The following is a 22,693-nucleotide window of genomic DNA, read 5'->3' on the forward strand; positions in this document are numbered from 1 at the left end:
ACCAATGGGACGAACTCATGCCCTGGAACTGGATGCCGTCGGCAGATCGGCCAATCGCGCAAGCCGCATAATCTGCGGCCTCCACACCACGCTTACCGTCAGAATGGTATGGATGCGGTACGGCACGGCTTCCAGCAGGTGTTCGAGGAACTCCCAGGCTGTGCGCCTGTCAGTCTTGTTGACGAGTTGGGTGACCGCAAACTTGCTGGTGCGGTCGATGCCGACGAACAGGTACAGCTTGCCTTCGGCGGTCTGCACCTCGGCAATATCGATGTGGAAGAAGCCGATCAGATAGCGCTTGAAGCGCTGCCGTTTCGGCTTATCGCCCTCGACGTCTGGTAGGCGGGAGATGCCGTGCCGCTGGAGGCAACGATGCAGCGCTGAGCGCGTCAGGTGCGGGATCGATGGCTGCAGCGCGTAGAGGCAGTCGCCGAGCGGCAGCAGTGTATGCCGTCGGAACGCCACAACGATCGCCTCCTCGGCTTCGGACAAAGTCGTTGAATGAGGGGCCTTTGGCCCGGTCTTCAGATCCTCGACCGTCGCCCTCTTACGCCACTTCGCGACCGTCTTCGGGTTAATCCCCAGCTCCAGGCTCGGTGTCGCGAGCGAAGCTTGCGACATGCTGTGTTGCTGCTCGGGCGGCGTGCGTGGTCGTGGCGCACCCGTGACGTACCTTTCCCATACGGCGTCCTTCCATTCGAACGAAAGGATCGCACAATCAAACCGTGGGATCAAACACCTAGGGCCCAAACCCAATCAGCATCTTGAGTGGTGACAGTTTTCCTGATTCACCGGCTTGTGGATCAGGAGGAATGAGGCATAGCGCTGTTTTGGCTGTCGGATGAAGCGTGGGCGGCGATCGAACCGCATCTGCCGAAGAACCAGCCCGGAGCCCGGCGGATAGATGTGATCTTCCACCGGTTTGACAGACACCGATGATAGGCTCTGCGGAGCCAGGAGGTGTTTTGATGGCGAGTACGACGAAGCGTCGGTTCACGGACGAGTTCAAGCGTGAGGCGGTGGCGCTATGGGAGACGAGCGGTCGGCTGCAGACCGAGGTAGCCGCCGAGTTGGGGGATCATGCCAACGATGCTGCGTCGCTGGCAGCGCAAATTGCAGGAGAGCGGTGCTCCGCCGGCAATCCCGGCGGTGAAGCCGCCAGTATCGAGGATGGCCTCACCGGCGGATCAGGCGTCCGAGATCGCGCGGCTGCGGCGCGAGCTGGAACCGGGCGCGGATGGAGCGCGACATCCTAAAAAAAGCCGTCGGCATCTTTGCGGAGATGCCGCGGTGAAGTTCGCTTTCATCGAGCAGCATGCGTCCATTTGGCCGGTGAACGTCATGTGCCGCATGCTCGGCGTGTCGCGTAGCGGCTATTACGATTGGCGCGGCCGAGCACCGAGCGCTCGGACGACAGCGAACCTGGCCCTGCTACGCGATGTCTGCCGCCTCCAGGTGCGCCATCAGGGACCATACGGATCGCCCAGGATGCATGCCGCCCTGCGGGCAGAGGGGCATGGTTGCAGCCGTGGCCCCGTCCAGCGCCTGATGCGCCGCCATCGCATCCGTGCGCTGGCCGGTCGCCGGTTCCGGCCCTTCACCACGGACAGTCGTCACTATCTGCCGATCGCGCCGAACCTGCTGGCGCAATGCTCGTCGGCACCGGCGCCGAACCAGATCTAGCTCGCCGACATCACGTATATCGCAACCGGCGAAGGTTGGCTGTACATGCGGCGGTGCTCGACCTGGCCACCCGCAAGATCGTCGGGTGGGCCATGCGTGCCATATGCGTACCGAGTTGCCGCTGGCGACCCTGATGATGGCCGCGCAATGGCAGCGACCAGTGCCCGGTCTCATCTGCCACTCGGATGGCGGGACGCAATATGCGGCCGGTGCATATGGCGATTACCTGGCGGTGATCGGCGCGGTGCCCTCGATGGGCCGCACCGGCAATTGCTACGACAATGCCCCGATGGAGAGCTTCTTCCACACCCTCAAGGTCGAACTCGTTCATCAGTGCCGGTGGGCGACGCAGGCCGAAGCGCGCCAGGCGCTGTTCGGATACATTGAAGGCTACTACAATCGACACCGTATGCACTCGGCCATCGGGTATCTCACCCCCGAACAAGCCGAGCAGCGCATGATCGGCTACCCAGCGTGTCCGCCGAGCCGGGGAAGATAATTGATCGGCGGGTGATCTCGGGGATAGTGTATGTGCTGCAGGTCCGCTGCCGCTGGTGCGACTGCCCGGCGGATCACGGGCCATCCACGACGATCTATAACCGGTTCAACCGCTGGTCGCACCGTAGCTTCTGGCTCAAGCTGCTCGACGCGCTGGCGGATGCTGGCGTGGTCGCGAAGAGCGCCACGATCGACAGCACTTGCATCAAGGCGCAACGCGCGGCGTTCGATGGAAAAGGGGGCGCCGGATCTAGGCGATCGGTCGCCCCTATGCTGACGGCCAGCAATGTCAGCGACGTGAAGGCAGCGCCCGCGCTTCTCGAACGGGCTGGTCGAATGCGTTACCTGTTGGCCGACAAGGGCTACGATGCCGACCGGCTGCGGCGTTCGCTTCGTGATGCCGGAGCCGTTCCCGTCATTTCCGGACGGCGAAACCGCAAACGCACGATCAGATACGACAAAGACAGACACTGCAGCCGCCACTTGATCGAGAATGCCTTCTGCCGTCTCAAGGACTTCCGCCTTGTCGATACCCGCTACGACAAGCTCGCCGCCAACTTCTTGTCAAGCGTCGCCATCGCAACCGCGATCGCATTCTGGCTCTGATTGAGTCTCAGCCCTCGAGCGCTGCGCTTGCATGATTCTTCTCTGCACTCGGCGAGTCCCGGCCAGCGCTTTGTCTCGCATGTCGGTCGGCAACGGCGATGCGATCCCGCTGCGAATCCGAAAACTCGAATCAATCTGGATGTCGCCACCCCCCACGAAGGCAGCGATCACAATCAGGACGAACTCGACGCGGTTACTTGGGCTGCACGCTAATAAGCATTGGTATGTTGAATGACCTTCAGCGTCTGCAGGATGATGACAAGGTCGTGGCGTAGCGACCAACGTGCGACGTATTCCAGATCTGCCTGCAGCCGGTTGGTAAGATCTTCGACTTGATGCGTATTGCCGCGAAAGCCGCGCACCTGCGCGAGCCCAGTCATTCCCGGTTTTATGACGTGCCGCTCCCGATACCGAGCATCGACATCCCAATACAGAATATCTGCAGCTTTCGCTGCCAAAGCATGAGGGCGGGGTCCGACGATACTCATGTCGCCGACCAACACATTGAACAACTGCGGCAACTCGTCGATTGACGTGCGCCGGATGAAGGCACCAACACGAGTGACGCGGGCATCGTTGACCTGAGTCAGACGTGCGGCATTCGCATCAGTAGCATGCGCATACATGCTTCTAAATTTAAAGACTTTAAAAATGCGGTTGCCGCGTCCAATTCGTTCCTGGCGAAAGAAAATTGGTCCCTTACTTTCCCAACGTATGGCGAGTGCGGTCGCGACTATGATGGGTAGCAGGATGAGGAGGGCTCCAAGCGAAAAGACGATGTCGAAAGCCCGCTTTCTGACGCGTGCCGACAAAGTCATTGGGCCATCGTTAATGACGAGAGTCCGTCTTTCGCCGTATCGGCGCATACCGATCGCACCAACCTCGTCTCGGACATCGGTGAGGATTTCGCCATCTACTGGGAGCGTTCGCAACACCGGTGCCCAAGCCGCGGCTCGTGCTGGCTCACAGGCGATGATCAAGCGATCCGCATGGCCGATGCTACGGGCAAGCGCATTATAGGCGCGTGGGTCGCTAGTGGATGGATCGAAGCCGAGGCTGCTCGCCTCAAGCAGAATTTCATCGCCCTGCCTATCATAATCGACGGTATCGCGGATCACGATGGTAGTATGCGCCGATCCGGACAGCATGCCCTTGATCGGCCTGCGCAGAAGCACGCGTGCAACAATCAGCAGCACGAAGGCCATTGCAAAGCCGATGGCAAACACGCCGCGCGAAAAGCTTGCGCTGGCTTTCAGCATATAGGCGATCAGGAGAACAACCGCACCGGCGATCGTCAGCGCGCGGACTGCCCGGCGAACTCCCAAGTTGGGATCGTCCAAGGTCGCGGCACCGTACGTTCCGTTAGTGCTCGCCTGAATAGCGAACAACGGCAGGATCGCACCGAGCATGACGAAACCGTGTTCGATTGGTACGGGCGCACTAAGATTGACAAGATGGTTGGCGATGATGAACGATGCCACGACCACTAAGGCATCGCTTAATGCGAGGAGCATATAGCAATGTACGCGAGTGACCGCCTTGTCGCGGGCGACCGGCGATGTGAGCGTCACCCTATGCACAGCCGCAAGCGGATCGCTACTTACGATATCGGGTTGGTGGTGCATTTAAAGCTCGTGATATTGATTGATTACTGGTCTGGCGGGCGCTATTCGGATGCGGTTCTTACCATAATCGCGTCCGTCAGGCGACCACGCATTGATAGGCCATTGCAGACGTGATGGAAACCTCGGACAATGTGATTGCCGTTTCGTCATATGATTCGAGCCAAAAATCGGCCCTGTTTTAGCTGCTACTCATTCCCGAATCCCTGGTTGGCGTTCATCCAGCATCTACCGGCAGTGTCAGCCATTACAGCTGATTGGGCCATTAGAGATATTAGCGTCTTTTTTTCTCATGGCGCTTCGCCGTCCCACCTCGCTATAAACTCTGCGTACATCGCCCGCATTCCGCGGGCTGCGTTGGGTCAGGCAACTTGAGGACGAGAGCCGCAAGCTGAAGCAGTTCGTCGCAAACCTGAGCATGGACAAGCATATCCTGCAGGACGTGTTGGCAAAAGAGCTCTGACGCCTGGGCGACGGCGCGAGATCGTCGCGCACGTCCAGGCGTCCCACGGCGTCAGCGAGCGGCGTAGCTGCCTCGCGCTAGGAGTCGACCACTCGTCGGTGCGGTACGTGTCGCACAAGCCTGACCAGGCGCCGCTGCGGCTGCGCATCCACGATCTGGCAGCAGCACGGGTGCGCTATGGCTATTCCGGATCTACATCCTACTACGCAGGGAGGGCTGGNTGACCAGGCGCCGCTGCGGCTGCGCATCCACGATCTGGCAGCAGCACGGGTGCGCTATGGCTATTCCGGATCTACATCCTACTACGCAGGGAGGGCTGGCTGGTGAACCACAAGCGGGTTTACCGGCTATATCGGGAGGATGGGCTGAGCCTCCGGCTCAAACGTCCCCGTCGCAACGTCAGCGCTGCAAACCGCGAACGCCAGCCGACGGCTTCAGGACCCAACGAGATGTGGTCAATGGACTTTGTCTCGGATGCCTTGTTTGAAGGTCAACGGCTGCGGGCGTTGACGGTCGTCGACGCGTTCACCCGCGAGGTGCTGGCGATTGATGTCGACCAGGGCATTAAGGGTAAGCAGGTCGTGGCGACAATGACGCGGATTTGGGCGATACGCGGTGCGCCCAAGACCATCCGGGTCGACAACGGTCCGGAGTTCATCTCGAAAGCATTAGATTGGTGGGCGTACGAGAATGGCGTCACACTCGACTTCTCGCGACCGGGCAAGCCGACCTAAAACGCCTTCGTGGAGTCGTTTAACGGTTGCCTGCGTGACTATAATGAGAGCCATCCTCACACAGCGCTTGGCTGGCACCAGCCGAATATGCTGCATTCGCCGGGGTTAACCCCGGCGGATGCAGTCCGGAAACTCGCATCATGCCCTGATAAGAAACCGGGGCGCCGTCAAATCCAACGCTGATCATCATGCTTGCGACGATGCCGCAGATCACGTCATCCGCGCCCTTCACGGATTACACTTTCACGGATAGCCGTGCACGACGATGCAAATTATGTCCATCGCCCGCTAATGAGCCTGCGGGTGCGGGCCATGTGCAGACGTGGGACCTAGCTTGGCCTATAGCGTCGAGACCCGTCAGGGAAGGCGACCTGATTAAGAGGAAAGAAGTTGATATGTCGAAACGATTTCAGCGCGTAGAAAGGATGAACGGAATGCGATCTATCTTGATATTGGGGGCGGCTCTGAGCCTTACCGCCTGCACATCTCCGGGTGCTAGCGTGGTGGGTATCTCAACGCCCAAAGACGCGGCAGGGTTGATGCTCAGCAATCTGCCGGCTGGCGACGTCGCCGCCTGCATGTCGCGTGCGTTGCAGGTTCCCGCGACGCAGGAAGTTGATGGTTATAGACTGATGACCGCTGGCTCCTATCCGGTCGAGTATCGGGTGCATTCCATCAACGACGAATTGGGCCGCTTCACCACGCAGGTTGATCAGACCGGCAGTCGGGACCATGAGCCGACAGTATCAGGCTGCGCACTTGGCCTGGCTGCAGAAAAGCGCCCAATCGGCCGCTGAAGTTTTGTCACGGCGCTAGAACCGCTGGTCAGAGTACGCATTCATAATGCGTTGCAGTCGATAGATTGATCTTCAGGATTTTGCAAAAATGATCAATCTTTTAGATGCTCCAGGGGGTCGTGTAGACGGCATTCTTTGAATTCCTCCACACCTATCTCATGCGAATCCATTATAATAGATTCAAACACAAAAGTTTTTGCGAATCTAGACCTCTGTTGTTACCCCCTAAATGGCTGACAGGGCCTCGCGTGTTGTCGCGATGAACTCGCGGGGTGACCTGTAGCCGAGGGCGCGGTGTGGATGCACCTCATTATAGTGGTCGAGCGAAGCTGGCAGCTGCGCGATGGCGGTCTGCGCGTCGGGCTTGGGGTTCACGCGGACGTAATCGCGCTTGAGGGTGCGGACGAACGCCTCGGCCATGCCGTTGGACTGCGGGCTGCTGACCGGGGTGGTGCGCGGCACCAGCCCGATGTCGCGGGCGGTATAGCAGCTGCCGTTATCCGTCAGCCACTCGATTGGCTGGGGTACGCGGTTCACCCGACCGTAGCTGTGCTCGACGGTGGCGACCATCAGGTCCTGCACATCCTCGGCGATGATGCCGCTCGTGGTTGCCACATGCCCCATGGCCTCGCGGTCGCAGCACTCGAGCGCGAACGCGACGCGCACCTTCTCGCCGTTGTCACAGGCGATCTCCAGCCCGTCGGAGCACCAGCGAGTGTTGCGCTGGTCGACGGCGACACGGCCGTCGTGACGGCGCTCCTCGTGCCGTCCGCCGCCTCTTTGGAGCAGCAGTCCATGCACCTTCATGACGCGGTAGACGCGCTTGGGATTGGGAGCAGCGCGACCGGTCTGCTCGGCTTGGCGGCGCAGCAGGGCATGGACGCGGCGATAACCGTAGGTGAGCAGATCGGCGACAAGCGCCCGGATGTCGGCGACCAGGTCGGCATCCGGCAATGGTGGCCGTCCGCGCGGTCGTGGCGGTGGTCGGTTGCGCATCGCAGACAGATGCGGGCGGGCGACGCCGAGCGCATCGGCTACCGCGGTCATAGAATGTCCCCGGGCAGCGAGGTCGAGCGCAAGAGCAGTTGTTTTGGGCCTGCGGCCCGGGACATGGCCTCACGCAGCAGCTCGTTCTCCATGGCCTTCTTGCCGAGCAGCCGCTGCAGTTCGCGCACCTGCGCCTCCAGCGCCCGGTACTCGGACGCTGGCACCACCTCCTCGCCGGCTGCCGCTGATGCCGTGCTGGCGGGCGACGAGCGACACGCTCATTCCCGGAAGATACGTCTCCTCGACGATCCGGACCTTCTCCTCCGGTGTCCACCGCCTCCGGCGCCGGACACCGGAGAGGACCTCGCCGTCATTGTAACGCCTGGTCGTACCGTCAGTCATATGCCTCACTCTTATCCAAGAGCGGGGCCCTGTCAGGTCATTTGAGGGGCCACCTCATGCTGGCGCTTCACGGTTTGGCCCAAATTAGAGCGGCGAGGGCTGGGCAAGGTCTGGCAGGGCCAGTTTGTCGGGATCACACTCATTGGATCGAAATAGGACTCCACCGCAATGATAAGGAAAAATCCGCCTGCCAGTATCCGCGCGCGTTGATTGCTTCGCCGAATAAAAACTTCCCGCCAATCCTCGCGGTCAGCAGCTGGAAGACGCGTAGGAAAAACGATGCGTGCCATCCACTTTAACACCGCAGCGCACTGAGCCCGGCGCGTCGCGGTCATTGTGGGCACCGTTCGCTGACACGCCCGTCGCCGCACCTGCCCTCGGTCCGTTAGCAACCTAGCCAGCAGCAAAATCTCGTTCGCCATGCCAAGGTTTGCGAGGTGGTAGGCAGACGCCCTCCGGCGTTGATGGCCGAGGTGTTGAGGAGGCACGGCAAGAGTCAGATCGGAAATTAGCGGCGGGATCTAGAAGCGTTCGTCGATAGGCAGACGATCGTTCGCGGTCGCTGGAATGTCCCCCGAAGGCAGGATATTGGGGCGTCTATTACGGCCCAGCAACGGACGTAGCGCAGCTGTCGAGATGACGTGTAGCTCCTGCAGAAGCGGGTGCGCCAGCAAATAGAGGGCGACCGTCCAGCCTGCGATCCCAGTCGCGATTGCGCCCCCAAGCCACAGCCACGACACCTGTGCGTCCCAATCCGTTGCAATCATTAACGCTGCAGAGGGCGCCACGGCGACCAGCGCCAACAGGCCGCCCCGCATATATATCAGGACTATCTCGCGGGGCTTGGCATCTGCCAGCCGGCCCATCCAAGCGAAATACATGACCAGCCCAATCGCAGCATCCATGATACGACCGACGGTTGCGGCCACCATGCTAATGGTGCAGCCGAACGCGAAGATAGCAAGGCCGATCAGCGAACGGGTGATCTCGTACCGCGTTTGCACTGCAAGTCGGTCGCGGATGACAAACAATTCCCAGTTCATGCCGAACGACACAGTGAATATTTGGGCGACCAACAGGAGCGAAAAGGGAAGAGCGGCCGACAGCCAGCGATCACCATAGAGCAATGAGATTACCGGCCGCGATACGACTGCAAGCCCGGCGAGGAGCGGCCACATAACCGAGATAATGATATAGAAGCTACGCAGGAAGGTTTCACGAACTTGGCCGGTTTCGCGATAGTCCTTGGACAATTGCGCGAACGCGACGCGGGTCGCGGTGCTGTAGAGGTTGGCGTAGATGAAATTTGCGAGCGATGCAGCGCGCGAATACAAGCCCAGAACGTTAATGCCGAGGAATCGGCCAAGCAGAATTTGGGAGAAATATTGTACGAACTGACCCATTCCGGTAACCGATACCATCCGGAAACCAAATAGCGCCATCTTACGTGTACCGCTTAATGAAAAGCTGGGCCGTATCTCTTCCGGCGAGGTAAGGGCGTATAGGGCAAGTGATGTTAGGCAGGCGGTCAACGTTCCGACGGCAGGACTGCGATAGCCGAAGCCGAGGAGGATGCCGGCGATCGTCACCGTGTTGGCAACGATCACGTTAGCGAGCGCTATCAGCGACGCGGTCTTGAACCGCATGGTCCGCTGGAGCATTGCGGCAGGGCGGAAGGTAAGGATGCTGACGAGTGGCACCAGCGCCAGGATACGCAGCACGTCGCCAGCCTTCTCGTCCCCAAGCAAAGGGGCGGCTGCGAAGCTGATCGCCATAAGGCCGATAGCGAAACAAGTAGCCAGTATGGCGTTGACGGTAGTCGCGGCGGCCACCACTTTCGGGGTCAGCTGGACTTCGCGTACGATCAATGCGTCAGCACCCGATGCAGCGACGATCGATAGGATGCCCGAGGTCGCGACCGCGACCGCGTTCAATCCCAACTCGTACGGCGACAATAGCCGGGCAATTGCTACGGAACTGCCAAATGCGATGGCGGCTGTAGCGAATTGTCCGGCGAAGGCCCAAATGACCGAACGGCGAGTCGACATGCATTTCCTTCGCGGTTAGGAGCGGTATCTCCGTACGCCGGGACCAACATGCATCGGCGTCGGTGCTCTGCCTGCCACTTATGCTCCTTTGATACTGGTGTGAAGTTCGGATGGATCGTCTTGAAGCGCTAAATCGACGGATTCAGCAGATCGCCTATCCTAATATGGTGCGGAAACTGCTTCGGAAGGCGATGATCCTATCCGGGCTGGGTCGGCTGCTGCCAGGCGGCTTGCGGGCCTTCTGGATGAATCGCACCGTTCCCACCGCAGTCCATCTGCCCCATGATCGTGAGTGCGGACAACGAACGGGTCGTGTACTGATCCTGGTTAGCCACGAACTCACCGCTACGGGAGCGCCCAAGTTGGCATTGGAAGTCGCCAAGGCCTGCCTAGCAGATGGATGGACGGTGGTGGTCGTCAGCCCGGAAGACGGACCCTATCGTGATCTGTTCATACAGGCGGGGGCGACCGTTATCATCAGTCCGCTAACATGGGGCAGGTCGTCGCCCGTGTTCGACCTTGCACGCCATTGCGACGTGGTGCTGTGCAACACAATCGTTGCTGCGCTGCTGATCCGGCGCGGACTGCCTGCGCCGTTGATCTGGTACGTACACGAAACCGAATACGTCGCCACGTTCGACCGTCCGGATATCGACCTGGCTGCCGCCTTTCGATCAGCACGACAAATCTGGGCATCGAGCCCGATGGTCGCTCGGTCACTGGCCGCCTTCACTGACCGAGCCGAGGTTATGGGCGCGACGGTGGAGCCGGTTGCCTCGCGATCGCGCACGGAGGGCAATACCGCGCGCTTGCTGGTGATGGGGGGGATAGAGGCCCGAAAGGGCCAATTGGGTCTTGCCCATGCAGCCGCCACTTTAACAAAGCAAGAACGTATGGCAATTTCCCTGACGATCCATGGCCGCGAAACCGATCCCGCCTATGCGGCGCAAGTACGGCAAGTGGCAGCATCCTTGCCCTTCTGGCACGATGGCGGACCTTTGTCCCCAGGAGCGGCAGTCAATGTCATCGCCGAAGCAGATGGCGTGATTATCCCCTCGCTCGACGAACCGCTCTCGCTAGTTGCGCTGGAGGCGATGAGTGCTGGAAAGATCGTAATCTGCACCCGGTCCTGTGGCATTGCCGACTTCCTTAATGATAGCGTTGATGGCTTCATCGGTTTGGACGCATCTCCCGATAGTTTGGCCTTAACATTGACCAGGGCATTGCAGGCGCGCGAGCAATGGGATGCAATAGGAGCGAATGCCCGTCAGCGGTATGAGAAGGAGTTTAGCCCGCACGCCTTCTCTGCGCGCGTGTGTAGTCGGATCGATGCTGCCGTCTAATCTGGCGTCCGATCTCGTGCAGCTCGATCAGGAGACGTGATCCAGAAGGTGTATCATGTCGGTTTTGTCGAAATCGCTGGCGCCTTTGCGTCATTGTTTCACCAATGGCCGACGATAGGCACTTAACTGCCTTTTTCATTATTTAAATGGCACCAGATGTGTGGGATTTCCCAAGGCTACGCATTTGTCGCGAACGACTAGCTTGACCCCGGTTGGGAAGACCTGGCTGCCACGTCTTCCTGTCTGAGGCGTTCCAATAACGAGTATATCTGCCGTCGTTCTGGGCTCAGGACCTATCGAATATCTTGCGCGGCTGTGGCGGAGTTAATTTATTGGCCGTGAAGGAGCCGCTGATGAGTAATCTGTTCTGGCTGACGGACGAGCAGATGCGCCGGATCGAACCGTATTTCCGTTGTCGCATGGCGTGCCGTGCGTGGATGAGCGGCGGATCATCAGTGGCATCATCTTCGTGATCCGGAACGGCCTGCGCCGGCGACTTACGGCCCGCCAAGACGATTTTAAACCAGTTCATCCGCTGGAGCCGGATGGGGGGGTGTTCAACCGCATCATTGCCGGACTGGCGGCCGAAGGTGGGGCACCAGATCATTTGATGATCGACGTCACGCACCTGAAGGTGCATCGAACGGCAGCCAGCTTGCTTAAAAAAGGACTCTTCCCCTGATCTAGCTCCCGTCTCATCGACGGGTTCAAGGGTTGCAGAAACTAGTGCGCGATGTTCGCGCGGTGAATGCACTTTTAGCCCTGAGTAGGACCATGTCCGTCTTTACCGAGGTTTTGTCGATGTAAGGCTAAGCGCATTGGATCAATCCGGGGGCATCGCAGAATGTCTTTCTGATCGTACGCTAAGGGCGGGCCGTTGATCCCGTGGTCCGCAGCGGCCTGAACCGCTCGCGGGGTTTGTCGAGCTCGCTCCACAGATAGTCGCCGGTGAGGCTGATATGCTCCCAGCCTAGTGGGGCGACATGGGCGAGCAGGGTGTCGGGCACGTCGATGCCGCGCTCGCGGAGGTGACGGGCGGCACGATCGAGATAGACGGTATTCCACAGGATGATGGCCGAGACGATCAAGTTGAGGCCGGACGCCCGGTGCCGCTGGTTCTCGAAGGTGCGGTCGCGCAGCTCGCCGAGCCGATTGAAGAAGACGGCGCGGGCGAGCGCGTTGCGGGCCTCGCCCTTGTTGAGGTTGGCGTTGGTGCGGCGACGCAGATCGGCATCGTCGAGCCAGTCGAGCATGAACAGGGTGCGCTCAACCCGCCCGATTTCACGCCAGGCGCGGGCGACGGGGTTCTGGCGTGGATAGCCGGCGAGCTTGCGCAGCATCACCGATGCGCGGACGGTACCTGCCCGGATCGAGGCGGCGAGCCGCAGCGTCTCGTCCCAGTCCTCCTTGGTGGCGCGCAGGTTGACCGGGCCGGCGGCGAGCGGACGCACGTAGGTGTGCATCCATGTCGATGATCCCGGGCCCGGCATCCCTCTGAACGACGTCGGTGGCATCGTCGCACCATTCAAGACGCTGGAACCATCGCGAAGCCGCGCGACGGGTGGGGTAGGCCTCGGCCTGGCGATCGCGGATCGTGTCGCCGTCGCGCATGGGGGCAGGCTGATATTGGGCAATCAGCAACCGCGTGGCCTCCGCGCAACGCTCAGTCTCCCGTCGCACCCTTTCGCTTAGCGTACGCTCGTGAAGACATTCTGCGATGACCCCAATCCGGCCCTGACACTTCCACTGTCCCTGACACCAAGCGGCCTGTGCCCCGGTAGTGCCACATCCACTTGATCACCGAAATTAGTGCAATCTAGAAGCGGGCCGCAGTTGCGTGACTAACATGCTCTCCACAACTACCGCCATACCACTCCATCGCGCAGGTCAATCGAATACGGCTTCGTCGTGCAGCCTCCTGTCCTTCGGCGGCTTGCATTTAGAATCAAGTCAGTACCTCGGTGGAGGTTTCTCTGGCTCCGCATCATACGGTCTTGCTCTATTGACATGGTGCCATTCGTATACCGGCCTATGAAATATATGTGCGATAATATATGTTATGTTAAAAGCATGATTCTTTAGTGGTTTGGAATCATGATTATGTTTTGGGCAGATATGAGCGCCGCAGTCCCGCCGATAGACCCTGCCACGCCGCCGGATCGAGGTCGCCGGTAACCTGCTCGGCCGTACCAGCGACCATCGGTTTGTCACCCCACAAGCTGAAGCGATGGCTGCCCTTCACGCCCAGCACATACTTCTTGCTGGCACGGGCGCAACGCCTGCTCGATGTCGCCGACGCCGTAGACCGACATTCGCCGCGACCCAAGCGAACGGCACTGCAGCAAGGATAGCGTGCTCGGTCATTTGCACCGCCAGCGCCGGCTTAGTCCCCAAAGCCGTGTTCTCGGCTAGCCGTGCCGGATCAGTGGTCCAGCTCGACGAAACCTTGGCCTCCTGTTGAGGCATATGAAACGAACACTTCAATTTGGCAGTTTGTTACCTCGCTTGTCGACCCGGTGTCCTCGCACCCCATGCCGCACGAAGCCTCGCCCTGTCTCCAGAACCCAACTTAGTCGGTGACCAGCTCCACGTCCACGGCTCCGAAACGCTTGATCGCATAGCCCGCAGAGCATTCGCATCCCATCACCACGACCTCCTCGTCATGGTGGTCCCATCGATTCAGAGGCCACCCGAACCACCAGTCTAATGTTAGGTCGGGCGGTTCCACGACCTGGGCAACTCACATGTGCCAAGTAACGGAAAGGCACCGGATTTCTATCGAATTATCGCCGGACGATTTTTGTAGCGCTTTATCGCATGATCGTCATTGATCTCTTCCCAAAATTCGTAAGCAGAATAGTCAGAACAAGATAATCTATACCCCCCTCTGCGATTATGCCAGTCACGAATCTGCGACCTAATGTACTGGCGCAAATCGGCACCCTGTCCTATCCCAGCTATCGTATCACAAAACTCGATCTTGCTTAGGCATTCCAAAACCCTCATACGAAAATATCCTCGATAGGATTGCTTCACGCCAAGCATGACATTGTAACCCCTCTCTCTTTTGAAGAAGTTGGCGACTTCTGGCAGTTTAAAAATGTAATGAGCGATTCTCTGCGCGTCTATTACGCCGTCGTCGAGGGGCTTAACGAGGATTGGTTTTGCCCCAAAACTGCAATTCCAGTGGCGGGAGTTGTTCAAGCGATCTGACCAGCCTTGGTGATCAAACTCGTCATCCGTCCACACTAACGCGTGGGCGTGCCAGAGAAGGGGGCGGCCATAGCTAGCCTTATGGTTGACCAGGGGGGCTACCTCGACCCTGACCAACCCCGACAAACCGGCATTTGATATCAGACGAACGACCCGTTTGCGAATTCTGGTCAGCGGTACGACCGGCTCCGTGTCCACGGTATTGAAGGACTGGTCGACGAAGGTAGCATGATAGAATGTGCGGTTGGGATGCTCATCGCGCTGAGCGAGTAGCCAATTTTCGAGGATGATTCCAGCGCGATGGGTGAGCGGGGCATCGCTTGCCAACATCGCTTCCGGGTGCCCACCGATACCACAAAGCGCCAAGAGCATGCGCTTGGCGTCGCGGTCTGCTGTCCAACGCAACACCTCCTGCCGAATGCCGTCCTGAAAAATTTTCTTTTTTTCTTTTGCACCCTCCCGGATAGCAGGAGGTGAGTGAGAAATTTTTGCCATTCAAAACTCCATTCTACGGTCGCAGATCACCTATTTACACGCATGGAATGCAGAAAACGGGCACAAACGGGCCCCTGCATGTATTTGGAACAACCGCTTTCAAGGGGCCGGTCCTGCGGGCGCACCGTGTGCTCGCCCGGATGATTTACACGGGCATGTAAAATTGATGGCGGGATCTCCGATGGTTTCCAAACCCTGCTCTTTGCCATTTCGGCAAAACTGTGGTAGTTTAACAATACACTAGGCCCTTGCCTGGTGCACCATCCCTCATCGGAGATCGTCACCATGCCCCACCCTGCCAGGGTGCTGGAGCGGGCGGACGTGCGTCGTTTGCTCGACGCCGTCAGCCAGCACCGGCACGCGCTGCGCGACCGTGCGCTTGTGTTGTTGAGTTTCAAGGCGGGCCTGCGCGCCTGCGAAATGTCGGGCCTCGACTGGACCATGGTCCTGACGCCCAAAGGCGGTATCGCCGACCAGCTGTATATCGCGGCTAGCATCGCCAAGAATGCCGCTGCCCGGCGGGTACCGGTGCATCCTGACCTGGCCTATGCGCTCCTGGCGCTGCACCGCTCGCATGACCGCCCCCGCGCTGGCCCGGTCATCCGCTCGGAACGCGGGTGCCACATGACCCCGCGCAGCATCGTCAACTGGTATGCCCGGCTGTACGACCGGGTGGGCCTGGACGGCTGCTCGTCGCATTCCGGCAGACGTACCTTCATCACCCGGTCGGCACGGCTGTTGGCCCGTACCGGCGGGTCGCTGCGTGATGTCCAGGAACTGGCTGGTCACCGCCGCCTGACGACCACCGAGCGCTATATCGAGGGCGACCGCGCCGCCCAACACAGGCTGATCCGCCTCGTCTGAGGCGACGCCCCCTTCCCCTTCACAATCTGGCTTATTGGAGAATTCGCATGACCGCGAAGGATGACGCGCGTCCCCAGGACAGCGCTGCCAACCCCGTTACCGTGCTCAACGATGCCTTTCGGCGCAACCCCAGCAGGGGCGCGATGGTCGCCACCGCTGGCGTCATTGGTCTCGGCACAGGTGCCCTGCCCGCCATCATCGAGATGGTGCGCACGTTCGACGCCTTCACGCCTGACAATGACCCCTACGGCGAGCACGACTTCGGCGTGTTCGAATGGCAGGGGCACCGGCTGTTCTGGAAGATCGACTGTTTCGACAAGGCTATGGTGTTTGGCTCACCCGATCCGGGTGACCCGGATGTCACCACGCGAGTGCTGACCATCATGCTGGCGGAGGAATGGTGATGGCCAGCCCCCTGCCCCGCCCGCCATGGCGGCAAGGCCAGCTCGATGGGCTGTGCGGGCTCTATGCCGCCATCAATGCGCTGGCCTATATGCTGGCCCCGGTCGTCACCGTCGACCGGCGCTGGGCGGCGCGGCTGTTCAAGCAGGGGTTGGCACATGTCGCCGAACATGTGCCGCTGACCACCGCCGTGCGTGACGGCATCGACCCCGAGCCCTGGGTGGCGATGGTCATGCATCTGGCCGAGCATGTCGCTGCCAAGCTCGATGTGCCCATCATCGTCACCCAGCCGTTTGCGGGCAACGCAAAGGTGGGTCGTGACGAATGGCTCGACCTTGCCCGCACCACCCTCGAGGCCGGCGATGCGCTATTGCTGCTACTAGCGGGCGAGCACCGCCACTACACCATGGCGGCCCGGCTGACGCCGCGCCTGCTCGGGCTGCACGACAGCTCTGGCCTCCAGCACCTACAGCTGTCGGCCACCGGCATGGCTAGCTCGAAGCGCCGCCACCGCATCCAGGCGGAGTGGACCATCGTGTTGACGCTTGGCCAACACCGGGTGCGCGAGCGGCCTGGGTGAGGCTCACCTCCTACCTTTTCCACTCGTGAACATTCGACCCGAATGTCACCAGTTGGGTCACACCACCAATACCCGGTGCAGGCTGGCCTGCTTGCTTTGCATTAGGCAGGCCGGTAGCACCGTGATTGCGCTGCGTGAAAGCCGCAGCGTGGGGCGTGGAAACCTCTGCTTACTAACTCGGTCGCCAGCTTTGGAGGCCGGGTGGCATGCGCGCATGTCCAGTCGGCCTCTGGCCGATAAAGGCGCATGCGCCTGCGTGTAAGCCAGGTTTCCAACATCCGGCTTCGGCCGTCGCCCCGAGAGGACATAGGGGTGACGCGAGCGTCGAAGCCAGTGCCACCCCCTTTGCAACGGGGGAATGATCATGAACCTATTCCGTTACCGAGTCAGGCATGCACGCCGGGTTGCGGCCTGCGCGGCTGCGCTTGCCGTCGCACTCGCCGGCACGGCTGCTGACGCAAAGACCACCAAGCGCCGAGCGCCTGCCATTTCCGTCGCCCAGGCCAGAGCCGACCGCGAACAGACCGACGTCATGCCACACAAACAGTTTTTCGAGCGCTGGATCGATTGCTTCAACGCCAAAGGTTCCGCAGCCTTCGACGCGGGCGAGAATGATCTCGAAACAGCCGAACTGTTTCCTGCAGCCTGTAGCCAGGAACGGGCTGACCTCCGCCGGTCGCTGACCCTCGTCATGTCGGCCCCGCGCGCCGATAAGGTCATCGCCAGAATAGATGCGATCCTCGCCGATCAGCTATCCACAGCGTTTCTGAAATACCGCGTCGAGGCCATCGACAAGGCCGGCCCTCGCACCGTCGGGGAGTGGAAGCTCTACCCCATCCGCTACAATGTCTGCTTGGCGTCTCACGAGTCCATCCAGCAGAAGGTCAAAGTCGATTATGTCAGCTGGGAGGGACCGGTCGAGGTCGTCATCCAGCTGATACCTGCCAAACCCATGGCCGCCAGCAAGGGCACGGGGACGATCGATCTTTATGGCGCACCGGGGCGCACGCCGCGCACCACCGAGGCCAATTGGGTCGCCAAAGGGCCCGCCGTGCAATGGAGCTTCGAAGTCGGCGCGCAAGACGAAGACTTCGTGATGCAGCTCCACCAGCTGGTCCTATCAACCCACACGACGCTGGACCGCATCGACGTGCCGCCTACCGACGCTGCTGTGTGGGTATTCCTCCAGGAGTGCCGCGACCCGCGAGACGCCAAACAGCCCTGACCACCCAATGTAGCCGAGAAGCGGCTGCGCCAGACATCTGCCGACCGTCTCCCATCCCCCGGTCCTTTGTCTTTTTTGGAAAGGCACATCCATGCCCCGACATCATCTCGGCTGGGCGACCAGCCTCGTGCTGCTGGCCGCTGCCCCGGCAGCCTATGCCCAATACACCACGACAAACCCACAGACGGTCGCTGATACCGGCCGCTTGTTCGACGAGCCCTTCCGCCCGCTGACCCGGGGCTGGATGATGTGTGCTGCCACCGAAGGCGCGCGTCTCATCGAAGCGGGCCAGACCGACCTGGCTGCTGCGCAACCCGCACGCATGGCCTGTATGCGCGGGTGGGCAAACCTGCGCGGTGTGGTCAGCAAGGCCATCGGCCTGCCCCGTGCCGACCGCGCGCTGGGGCAGCTGTTCGAGAGTTTCAAGCTCAAGCTGCGGGGCGACTATCTGGCCAGCCGCGTGGCGGCCATCGATGCGGATGGTCCCCTCACCCTGGGGTCGTGGGCGATGTACCCCATCCGCCGCGGCATCTGCTATGTCCGCACCCGTTCGTCCGGAAGCCGCTATGAGTACAAGATCGGGCGCACGGATAGTGATCCCACCCTGCTCATCACCGGCCATAGCCGAAGTTCGGTAACGCAGGGCGAAACCCGCGCCACCCTCGACATCATCAGCCCAGACAGCACCATGTCTCGCCCGGTCGACATCAGTTGGCAGCCCGTCGGCTCGGATATCCAGTGGCAAATCCCGCTCGGTGACGATCAGCTGACCGCCCTGACCCGGGCGACCAGCATTGCCTTACGGTCGGGTGGCACCGTCAACCGCTTTCCCTTTCCCGACCTGCCCATGTCGGCGCGCGATTTCATCAGCCTCTGCCCGGCACCCCTGCCCCGGCACTAGCGGTCCACGCCAACTGCCCACCGTCTCCCATCCACGAGTTCTTTGCCCCTCTGAAAGGCGCAACATCCATGTCCAAAGCCATCATCATGCTGGGCGCAGGTCTCATCCTGCTGCCCGGCTGCAAGCCTGCCGCCAATGACGCCACTGCGCTCCTTAAAGCCGGTGACGCACGCATCTGCGTAGCGCCCGAAGTCGAAGACACGCTGCGCGAGATGATCGCGCCCAAGCCCGACCTGGCCAAAGCTTATTCGGTCACCTTCAGCAATGCCACGCTGGAGAGCTATGATCCCCAGGTCCACAAGGCGCTGTGCAACACCAGCGTGACGGTCCAGGGCCCCGGCGGAGCACTGATCGACCATGCCCCGCTCAACATCTCCGTCTCGCCCTCGGCACGTGACGACGGCCAGTTCCTCGTCACCGCCCAAGGCATTGATGCCTATCACCAGCAATTGGTCGACGATAATACCGAACGGGCCGAACGCGCAGCGTCCGAGGAAGCCGACAAGGTCGTCGAAGAAAAGCTGACCGCACTGGTCAAACCCGGTTGGCTGATAGGGCGTTGGGTGGGGGCAAAGGCTGGCAGCGACGCGTGCTCCCAAAAAGGCTATTTCGGCTTCATCAAAGGCGGCGTCGCAGACTTTGGCGATGGTGCCAGCTTCCGCTGGACGATGCAGGGTCGCCGGGTCAGTATGATTGGACCCAGTGGAAGTTTGACGTTTGATATCACAGACGCAGACAACAACACCATGTCCACACTCTTCAACGGTAGCGAAACGCAGGACTTCCGACGCTGCGCCCCCAGCGAAATTCAGGCTGCCGTTCAGCCCGCCCCCGAAACCGATACCATGCCGTCTGTCGATACATCTGACGGCGACACCTCGATCTCGAGCGGGGGGTGACGTTCGGTCCGCCTCAAAGCTCGATACTTGTCTTCTAATTTGCCCTGCCTGTAGGCCATCGGCCCCAAGTCAATAGGTTGCGCGGAGCGAAAAGCTGAACCGCCGGTCGTTCAGTGTATATTGCAGCGGCTAGCTCATCATGCCGATATAGGTCAGGTTCATGCAGTAGATCAGGTTCACCGCATCCAGCGACACCGCCAAGTGCGTGTTCAGATTATAGCTGACCGACGCATCGAGCGAGACATAGGGCTTCCGGAACTGAGGGATGCCGTTCGCGCCGCTGCCTTGCGTGGTGTCGAAATATTTACCGCGCCAGCTCCAGGCGAGACGCCCGGTGATCGGCCCCTTTTCGTACAGGCCGACCAGATTAAAGCTGTGCTTGGACAGCTTTTCGAGCGGCACCATCGTCGGAATGTTCGACCCTGCCGTGGCGAAAGGGTTGGTCACGCTGCTGTCGACATAGGTGTATTTGGCCTGCGCCCCAACCCGCTGAGCGGCCCCGGCAGGAAGTCGAAAAACTGCTGATAGGCCCCCAAGGCCCTGGAACGCCATACACGCCCTGACCGGATGGGACAGGCTGACCGACCCGGCAAGGCCGTGTTGAAATATCCGATTACAAATTGCCGGTCAGTCGCCCGCGCAGCTGGCAGGCGCCTTTACGGGGCTCGGCATGACCGGAGCACGGGTCGGCGCCAGCGCTTCCCACTCCTCGACCGCGAGGCCCGCATGGCGATCCTCCGCCCCCGATGCGTCCATTACCGCGCGCAGGCAGCAGGAGGTGACGGGCGGGAAGTGCACCTCCTGAAAGCCGTCGGTGCCGGTCGGATAGGCGCCCGCGATCCGCCGCCAGCCCCCGTCCCAATATTCTAGATGCCAAGCCGCAGGGGGCGCGACGCCTTCGGTGGCGCCTGCCGGATGGTCGGCGAAGAAGCGGATGCGGGCAGCGTTCAGCGTCACCGGCCGGGGCCAGCGATATTCGATCCACTCGCCGGCCGGGTTCTGCTTCGTCCAGTTGCCCCACATGTCAGGCGGCAGCGGGCTGGTGCGCACCACGCCGTCGTTCAGCGCGGCGATCCAATATTGCGCCGGGCCGGGGGCGTTGGAGGCGGTAGGCCAAGCGCTTAAAGCCACATTGCGGGTCGGGGCGGCAGGAGGCGCGGGTGCCCGGGTCGGTTGGACCGGGCGGATGGCGGGGGGCGAGACGCTGTCGTCCCAGATCATCGGATCGATCGCGACCGAGCGGCGGAAATGCCCGCCGCCCTTCGCATCCGCCGTATGATAGGTCAGATACCAGCGCCCCTTATATTCCACCGCGCCCGCATGGGAGGTGGTCGACGACACCGGGCGCAGCACCACGCCGCGATAGGTCCAGGGCCCCATCGGCGTCGGTGCCGAGGCATAGGCCTGGCAGGCATGATAGAGCGTTGGGGTACAGGGGCTGTCGGGTCCGGCATTGTTCGCGGCGTAGAGCAGATAATAGGTGCCTCGCCGCTTCATTGCCCAAGGCGCCTCGAAAAAGCCGGTCGCGCCGGTCACGACCTGCTCGGAGCCCTTGGGGGTGACCATGTCGGGGGCCAGCTCCATCGCGCGCAGCCGCCCGAAGGTGCCCCAATAGATATAGATGCGGTCGTCCCCACCCTTGGCATCATCGATCAGCACGGTCGGGTCGATATTCTGTATGTCGTTGGCGACGGGCACGCTCTGCGAGATGATCGGGCCCGAGGGGTGCGCATCGCGCCATGGCCCGGTCGGGCGGTCGGCGACTGCGACGCCGATCGCGAACCGGTCTTTCGTGTCGCCGTCGCGCTGGAGCACCGGGGCGTACATATAGAAGCGTCCGTCGCGCGCCTTCACGATCTGCCCGGCATAGGCGCGGCCAGGCTCGGCCCAGGCGAAGACGCGCTCCGGCCGGGCGATGGCAGGGTAATGCCGCCACACGCCGCTCGCGGGGTTCCGGGTCGAGAGCAGCTGCCACTCGTTCATGATGAAGTCGTTCACCCCGTCCGGCGCCTCGTCGCGCCCCGCCAGGATCCAGAGCGTGTCGCCATCGACCAAGGGCGCCGGGTCGGTCGAATAGGTACGCCCGTCGGCCAATATCGGGTTCCCCCGGCTATGTACGGTTTCGGGGGCGAGCTGCAGGGCAAGAGCAATCAGCGGGATCATGACGGCATCCTGATCGCAACCCGATCGCTTGTCGATATCGTATACGGTCTGGGTTGGCGGCGAGGTTGCCTAGCCATGATGGCAGTGGCGGCAAGGCCTTGTCCGGGAGGCCCGTGCGACAGGTCCCGCAGCTCCGCCGGGAAGCGTCAAAGGTATAGGCACCGGCCATACCAATTTACGATCAATCCGTCCCGAATATCCCAATCCTATTTTTTTAAAGTCGGAAATTGCGGGCTTTCAGATGCTTATCCTGTTTTGTCCCACGTCTCGGGTCAGGCAGTGGTAGTATAGTATTGAAAAAATATGACTGCTCTGCAAGCATTGGCATCAGCGTAAAGATACCAAATAAGGTCTTTGTCATCCCAAGCGGGGAGGCGGAAAATCCGTCCCGCGCAAGGGTTTACGTCCAAGGGGAATGGGTCGCGCACGATCAGGCGCAAACCAGACAGGTCGGACGGATGGCGGGGCCGAATCATCGCTTGGAAAAAAGGGGGAGTATATGAAGAACACGGGATTCCTGTTGGCCACGAGCGCTGTCCTGGCAATCGTCGCGGCACCGGCCGCCGCGCAGACGACGCAGCCGACAAATGGGGCGACGGACGCCGTTTCCGTATCCGCCAAGTCCGAAAGCCAGAAGGCCGCCGAGCGCGAGGACGCCCGGCTGAATCTTACCCAGCGCCTGCAAGATGTCGATCCGGCATCGGACGACGTCGTCGTCACCGGCTCGCGCATCGTCAATCCGAACCTGGCCTCGGCCGCGCCGATCCA

General features: G+C 60.9%; 15 protein-coding genes and 8 pseudogenes. 15 read left to right on the plus strand and 8 right to left on the minus strand.

Going from position 1 to position 22,693, the window contains the following annotated elements:
• Positions 1-96: 96 nt before the first annotated feature.
• Positions 97-682: pseudogene (locus ASF14_RS10560) on the minus strand (IS481 family transposase); the annotation flags it as partial.
• A gap of 286 nt (positions 683-968) precedes the next feature.
• On the opposite strand from ASF14_RS10560, the pseudogene ASF14_RS10565 reads away from it, so the two are divergent.
• Both ASF14_RS10565 and ASF14_RS10570 read left to right on the plus strand, forming a co-directional pair.
• Positions 969-2,182, plus strand: a pseudogene (locus tag ASF14_RS10565) (IS3 family transposase).
• Positions 2,149-2,787 (plus strand): annotated as a pseudogene (locus tag ASF14_RS10570) (transposase); the annotation flags it as partial. The pseudogenes ASF14_RS10565 and ASF14_RS10570, both read left to right, overlap by 34 nt.
• A gap of 209 nt (positions 2,788-2,996) precedes the next feature.
• On the opposite strand, the gene ASF14_RS10575 reads toward ASF14_RS10570, so the two are convergent.
• Positions 2,997-4,412 (minus strand): sugar transferase, encoded by a 1,416-nt coding sequence (locus ASF14_RS10575; protein WP_082442190.1) that lies wholly within the window; start codon positions 4,410-4,412, stop codon positions 2,997-2,999.
• A 349-nt stretch (positions 4,413-4,761) separates the two neighbouring features.
• Here ASF14_RS10575 and ASF14_RS22265 point away from each other — a divergent pair.
• The 3 genes and pseudogenes from ASF14_RS22265 to ASF14_RS10590 form a co-directional block, all read left to right on the plus strand.
• Positions 4,762-5,092: pseudogene (locus ASF14_RS22265) on the plus strand (hypothetical protein); the annotation flags it as partial.
• 64 nt (positions 5,093-5,156) lie between these two features.
• A pseudogene (locus ASF14_RS22270) lies at positions 5,157-5,690 on the plus strand (DDE-type integrase/transposase/recombinase); the annotation flags it as partial.
• Between the two features lie 350 nt (positions 5,691-6,040).
• Positions 6,041-6,403 (plus strand): hypothetical protein, encoded by a 363-nt coding sequence (locus tag ASF14_RS10590; RefSeq protein WP_156361143.1) that lies wholly within the window; start codon positions 6,041-6,043, stop codon positions 6,401-6,403.
• A 225-nt stretch (positions 6,404-6,628) separates the two neighbouring features.
• On the opposite strand, the pseudogene ASF14_RS10595 reads toward ASF14_RS10590, so the two are convergent.
• Together ASF14_RS10595 and ASF14_RS10605 are read right to left on the minus strand one after the other, a co-directional pair.
• A pseudogene (locus tag ASF14_RS10595) lies at positions 6,629-7,792 on the minus strand (IS3 family transposase).
• Positions 7,793-8,313: 521 nt separating this feature from the next.
• Positions 8,314-9,840, minus strand: a complete 1,527-nt coding sequence (locus ASF14_RS10605; protein ID WP_082442191.1) for an oligosaccharide flippase family protein — start codon at positions 9,838-9,840, stop codon at positions 8,314-8,316.
• Positions 9,841-9,950: 110 nt separating this feature from the next.
• Between ASF14_RS10605 and ASF14_RS10610 the strand changes: the two genes are divergently transcribed.
• Together ASF14_RS10610 and ASF14_RS21490 are read left to right on the plus strand one after the other, a co-directional pair.
• The gene (locus tag ASF14_RS10610; RefSeq protein ID WP_082442192.1) at positions 9,951-11,183 is read left to right on the plus strand and encodes a glycosyltransferase family 4 protein; all 1,233 of its coding nucleotides are present in this window, start codon (positions 9,951-9,953) and stop codon (positions 11,181-11,183) included.
• 353 nt (positions 11,184-11,536) lie between these two features.
• Positions 11,537-11,853 (plus strand): annotated as a pseudogene (locus tag ASF14_RS21490) (transposase); the annotation flags it as partial.
• 193 nt (positions 11,854-12,046) lie between these two features.
• Here the strand turns inward: ASF14_RS21490 and ASF14_RS10620 are convergent.
• Positions 12,047-12,634, minus strand: a pseudogene (locus ASF14_RS10620) (Tn3 family transposase); the annotation flags it as partial.
• 4 nt (positions 12,635-12,638) lie between these two features.
• Here ASF14_RS10620 and ASF14_RS22540 point away from each other — a divergent pair.
• The gene (locus tag ASF14_RS22540) at positions 12,639-12,875 is read left to right on the plus strand and encodes an ATP-binding protein (RefSeq protein WP_082442193.1); all 237 of its coding nucleotides are present in this window, start codon (positions 12,639-12,641) and stop codon (positions 12,873-12,875) included.
• Positions 12,876-13,958: 1,083 nt separating this feature from the next.
• On the opposite strand, the gene ASF14_RS10625 is transcribed toward ASF14_RS22540, so the two are convergent.
• A complete protein-coding gene (locus tag ASF14_RS10625) occupies positions 13,959-14,891 on the minus strand; it encodes a hypothetical protein (RefSeq protein WP_056434780.1) in 933 nt (310 codons plus the stop codon).
• A 285-nt stretch (positions 14,892-15,176) separates the two neighbouring features.
• Between ASF14_RS10625 and ASF14_RS10630 the strand changes: the two genes are divergently transcribed.
• The 6 genes from ASF14_RS10630 (at position 15,177) to ASF14_RS10655 (ending at position 19,762) form a co-directional block, all read left to right on the plus strand.
• Positions 15,177-15,755, plus strand: a complete 579-nt coding sequence (locus tag ASF14_RS10630) for a tyrosine-type recombinase/integrase (protein ID WP_056434781.1) — start codon at positions 15,177-15,179, stop codon at positions 15,753-15,755.
• Between the two features lie 47 nt (positions 15,756-15,802).
• The gene (locus ASF14_RS10635) at positions 15,803-16,159 is read left to right on the plus strand and encodes a DUF3768 domain-containing protein (RefSeq protein ID WP_056434782.1); all 357 of its coding nucleotides are present in this window, start codon (positions 15,803-15,805) and stop codon (positions 16,157-16,159) included.
• Positions 16,159-16,737, plus strand: a complete 579-nt coding sequence (locus tag ASF14_RS10640; RefSeq protein ID WP_156361145.1) for a hypothetical protein — start codon at positions 16,159-16,161, stop codon at positions 16,735-16,737. The genes ASF14_RS10635 and ASF14_RS10640 overlap by 1 nt, the downstream gene beginning before the upstream one ends.
• Positions 16,738-17,101: 364 nt before the next feature.
• The gene (locus ASF14_RS10645; protein ID WP_156361146.1) at positions 17,102-17,962 is read left to right on the plus strand and encodes a hypothetical protein; all 861 of its coding nucleotides are present in this window, start codon (positions 17,102-17,104) and stop codon (positions 17,960-17,962) included.
• A 91-nt stretch (positions 17,963-18,053) separates the two neighbouring features.
• Positions 18,054-18,863: a hypothetical protein gene (locus ASF14_RS10650; protein ID WP_056434785.1), complete on the plus strand. Its 810-nt coding sequence runs from the start codon at positions 18,054-18,056 to the stop codon at positions 18,861-18,863.
• Between the two features lie 68 nt (positions 18,864-18,931).
• On the plus strand, positions 18,932-19,762 hold the full coding sequence (locus ASF14_RS10655; RefSeq protein ID WP_056434786.1) for a hypothetical protein: 831 nt from the start codon (positions 18,932-18,934) through the stop codon (positions 19,760-19,762).
• A 129-nt stretch (positions 19,763-19,891) separates the two neighbouring features.
• Here ASF14_RS10655 and ASF14_RS10660 read toward each other — a convergent pair whose 3' ends face one another.
• Together ASF14_RS10660 and ASF14_RS10665 are read right to left on the minus strand one after the other, a co-directional pair.
• Positions 19,892-20,209 carry a TonB-dependent receptor gene (locus ASF14_RS10660; RefSeq protein ID WP_201780574.1) on the minus strand — a complete coding sequence of 106 codons (318 nt, stop codon included), beginning with the start codon at positions 20,207-20,209 and terminating at the stop codon, positions 19,892-19,894.
• Positions 20,210-20,389: 180 nt separating this feature from the next.
• The gene (locus ASF14_RS10665) at positions 20,390-21,925 is read right to left on the minus strand and encodes a family 43 glycosylhydrolase (RefSeq protein WP_056434788.1); all 1,536 of its coding nucleotides are present in this window, start codon (positions 21,923-21,925) and stop codon (positions 20,390-20,392) included.
• A gap of 499 nt (positions 21,926-22,424) precedes the next feature.
• Here ASF14_RS10665 and ASF14_RS10670 point away from each other — a divergent pair.
• The coding region (locus ASF14_RS10670; RefSeq protein WP_056434789.1) for a hypothetical protein at positions 22,425-22,693 on the plus strand (269 nt) is incomplete at its 3' end.

This window comes from Sphingomonas sp. Leaf257 (assembly GCF_001422185.1).
Lineage (GTDB): Bacteria > Pseudomonadota > Alphaproteobacteria > Sphingomonadales > Sphingomonadaceae > Sphingomonas > Sphingomonas yabuuchiae.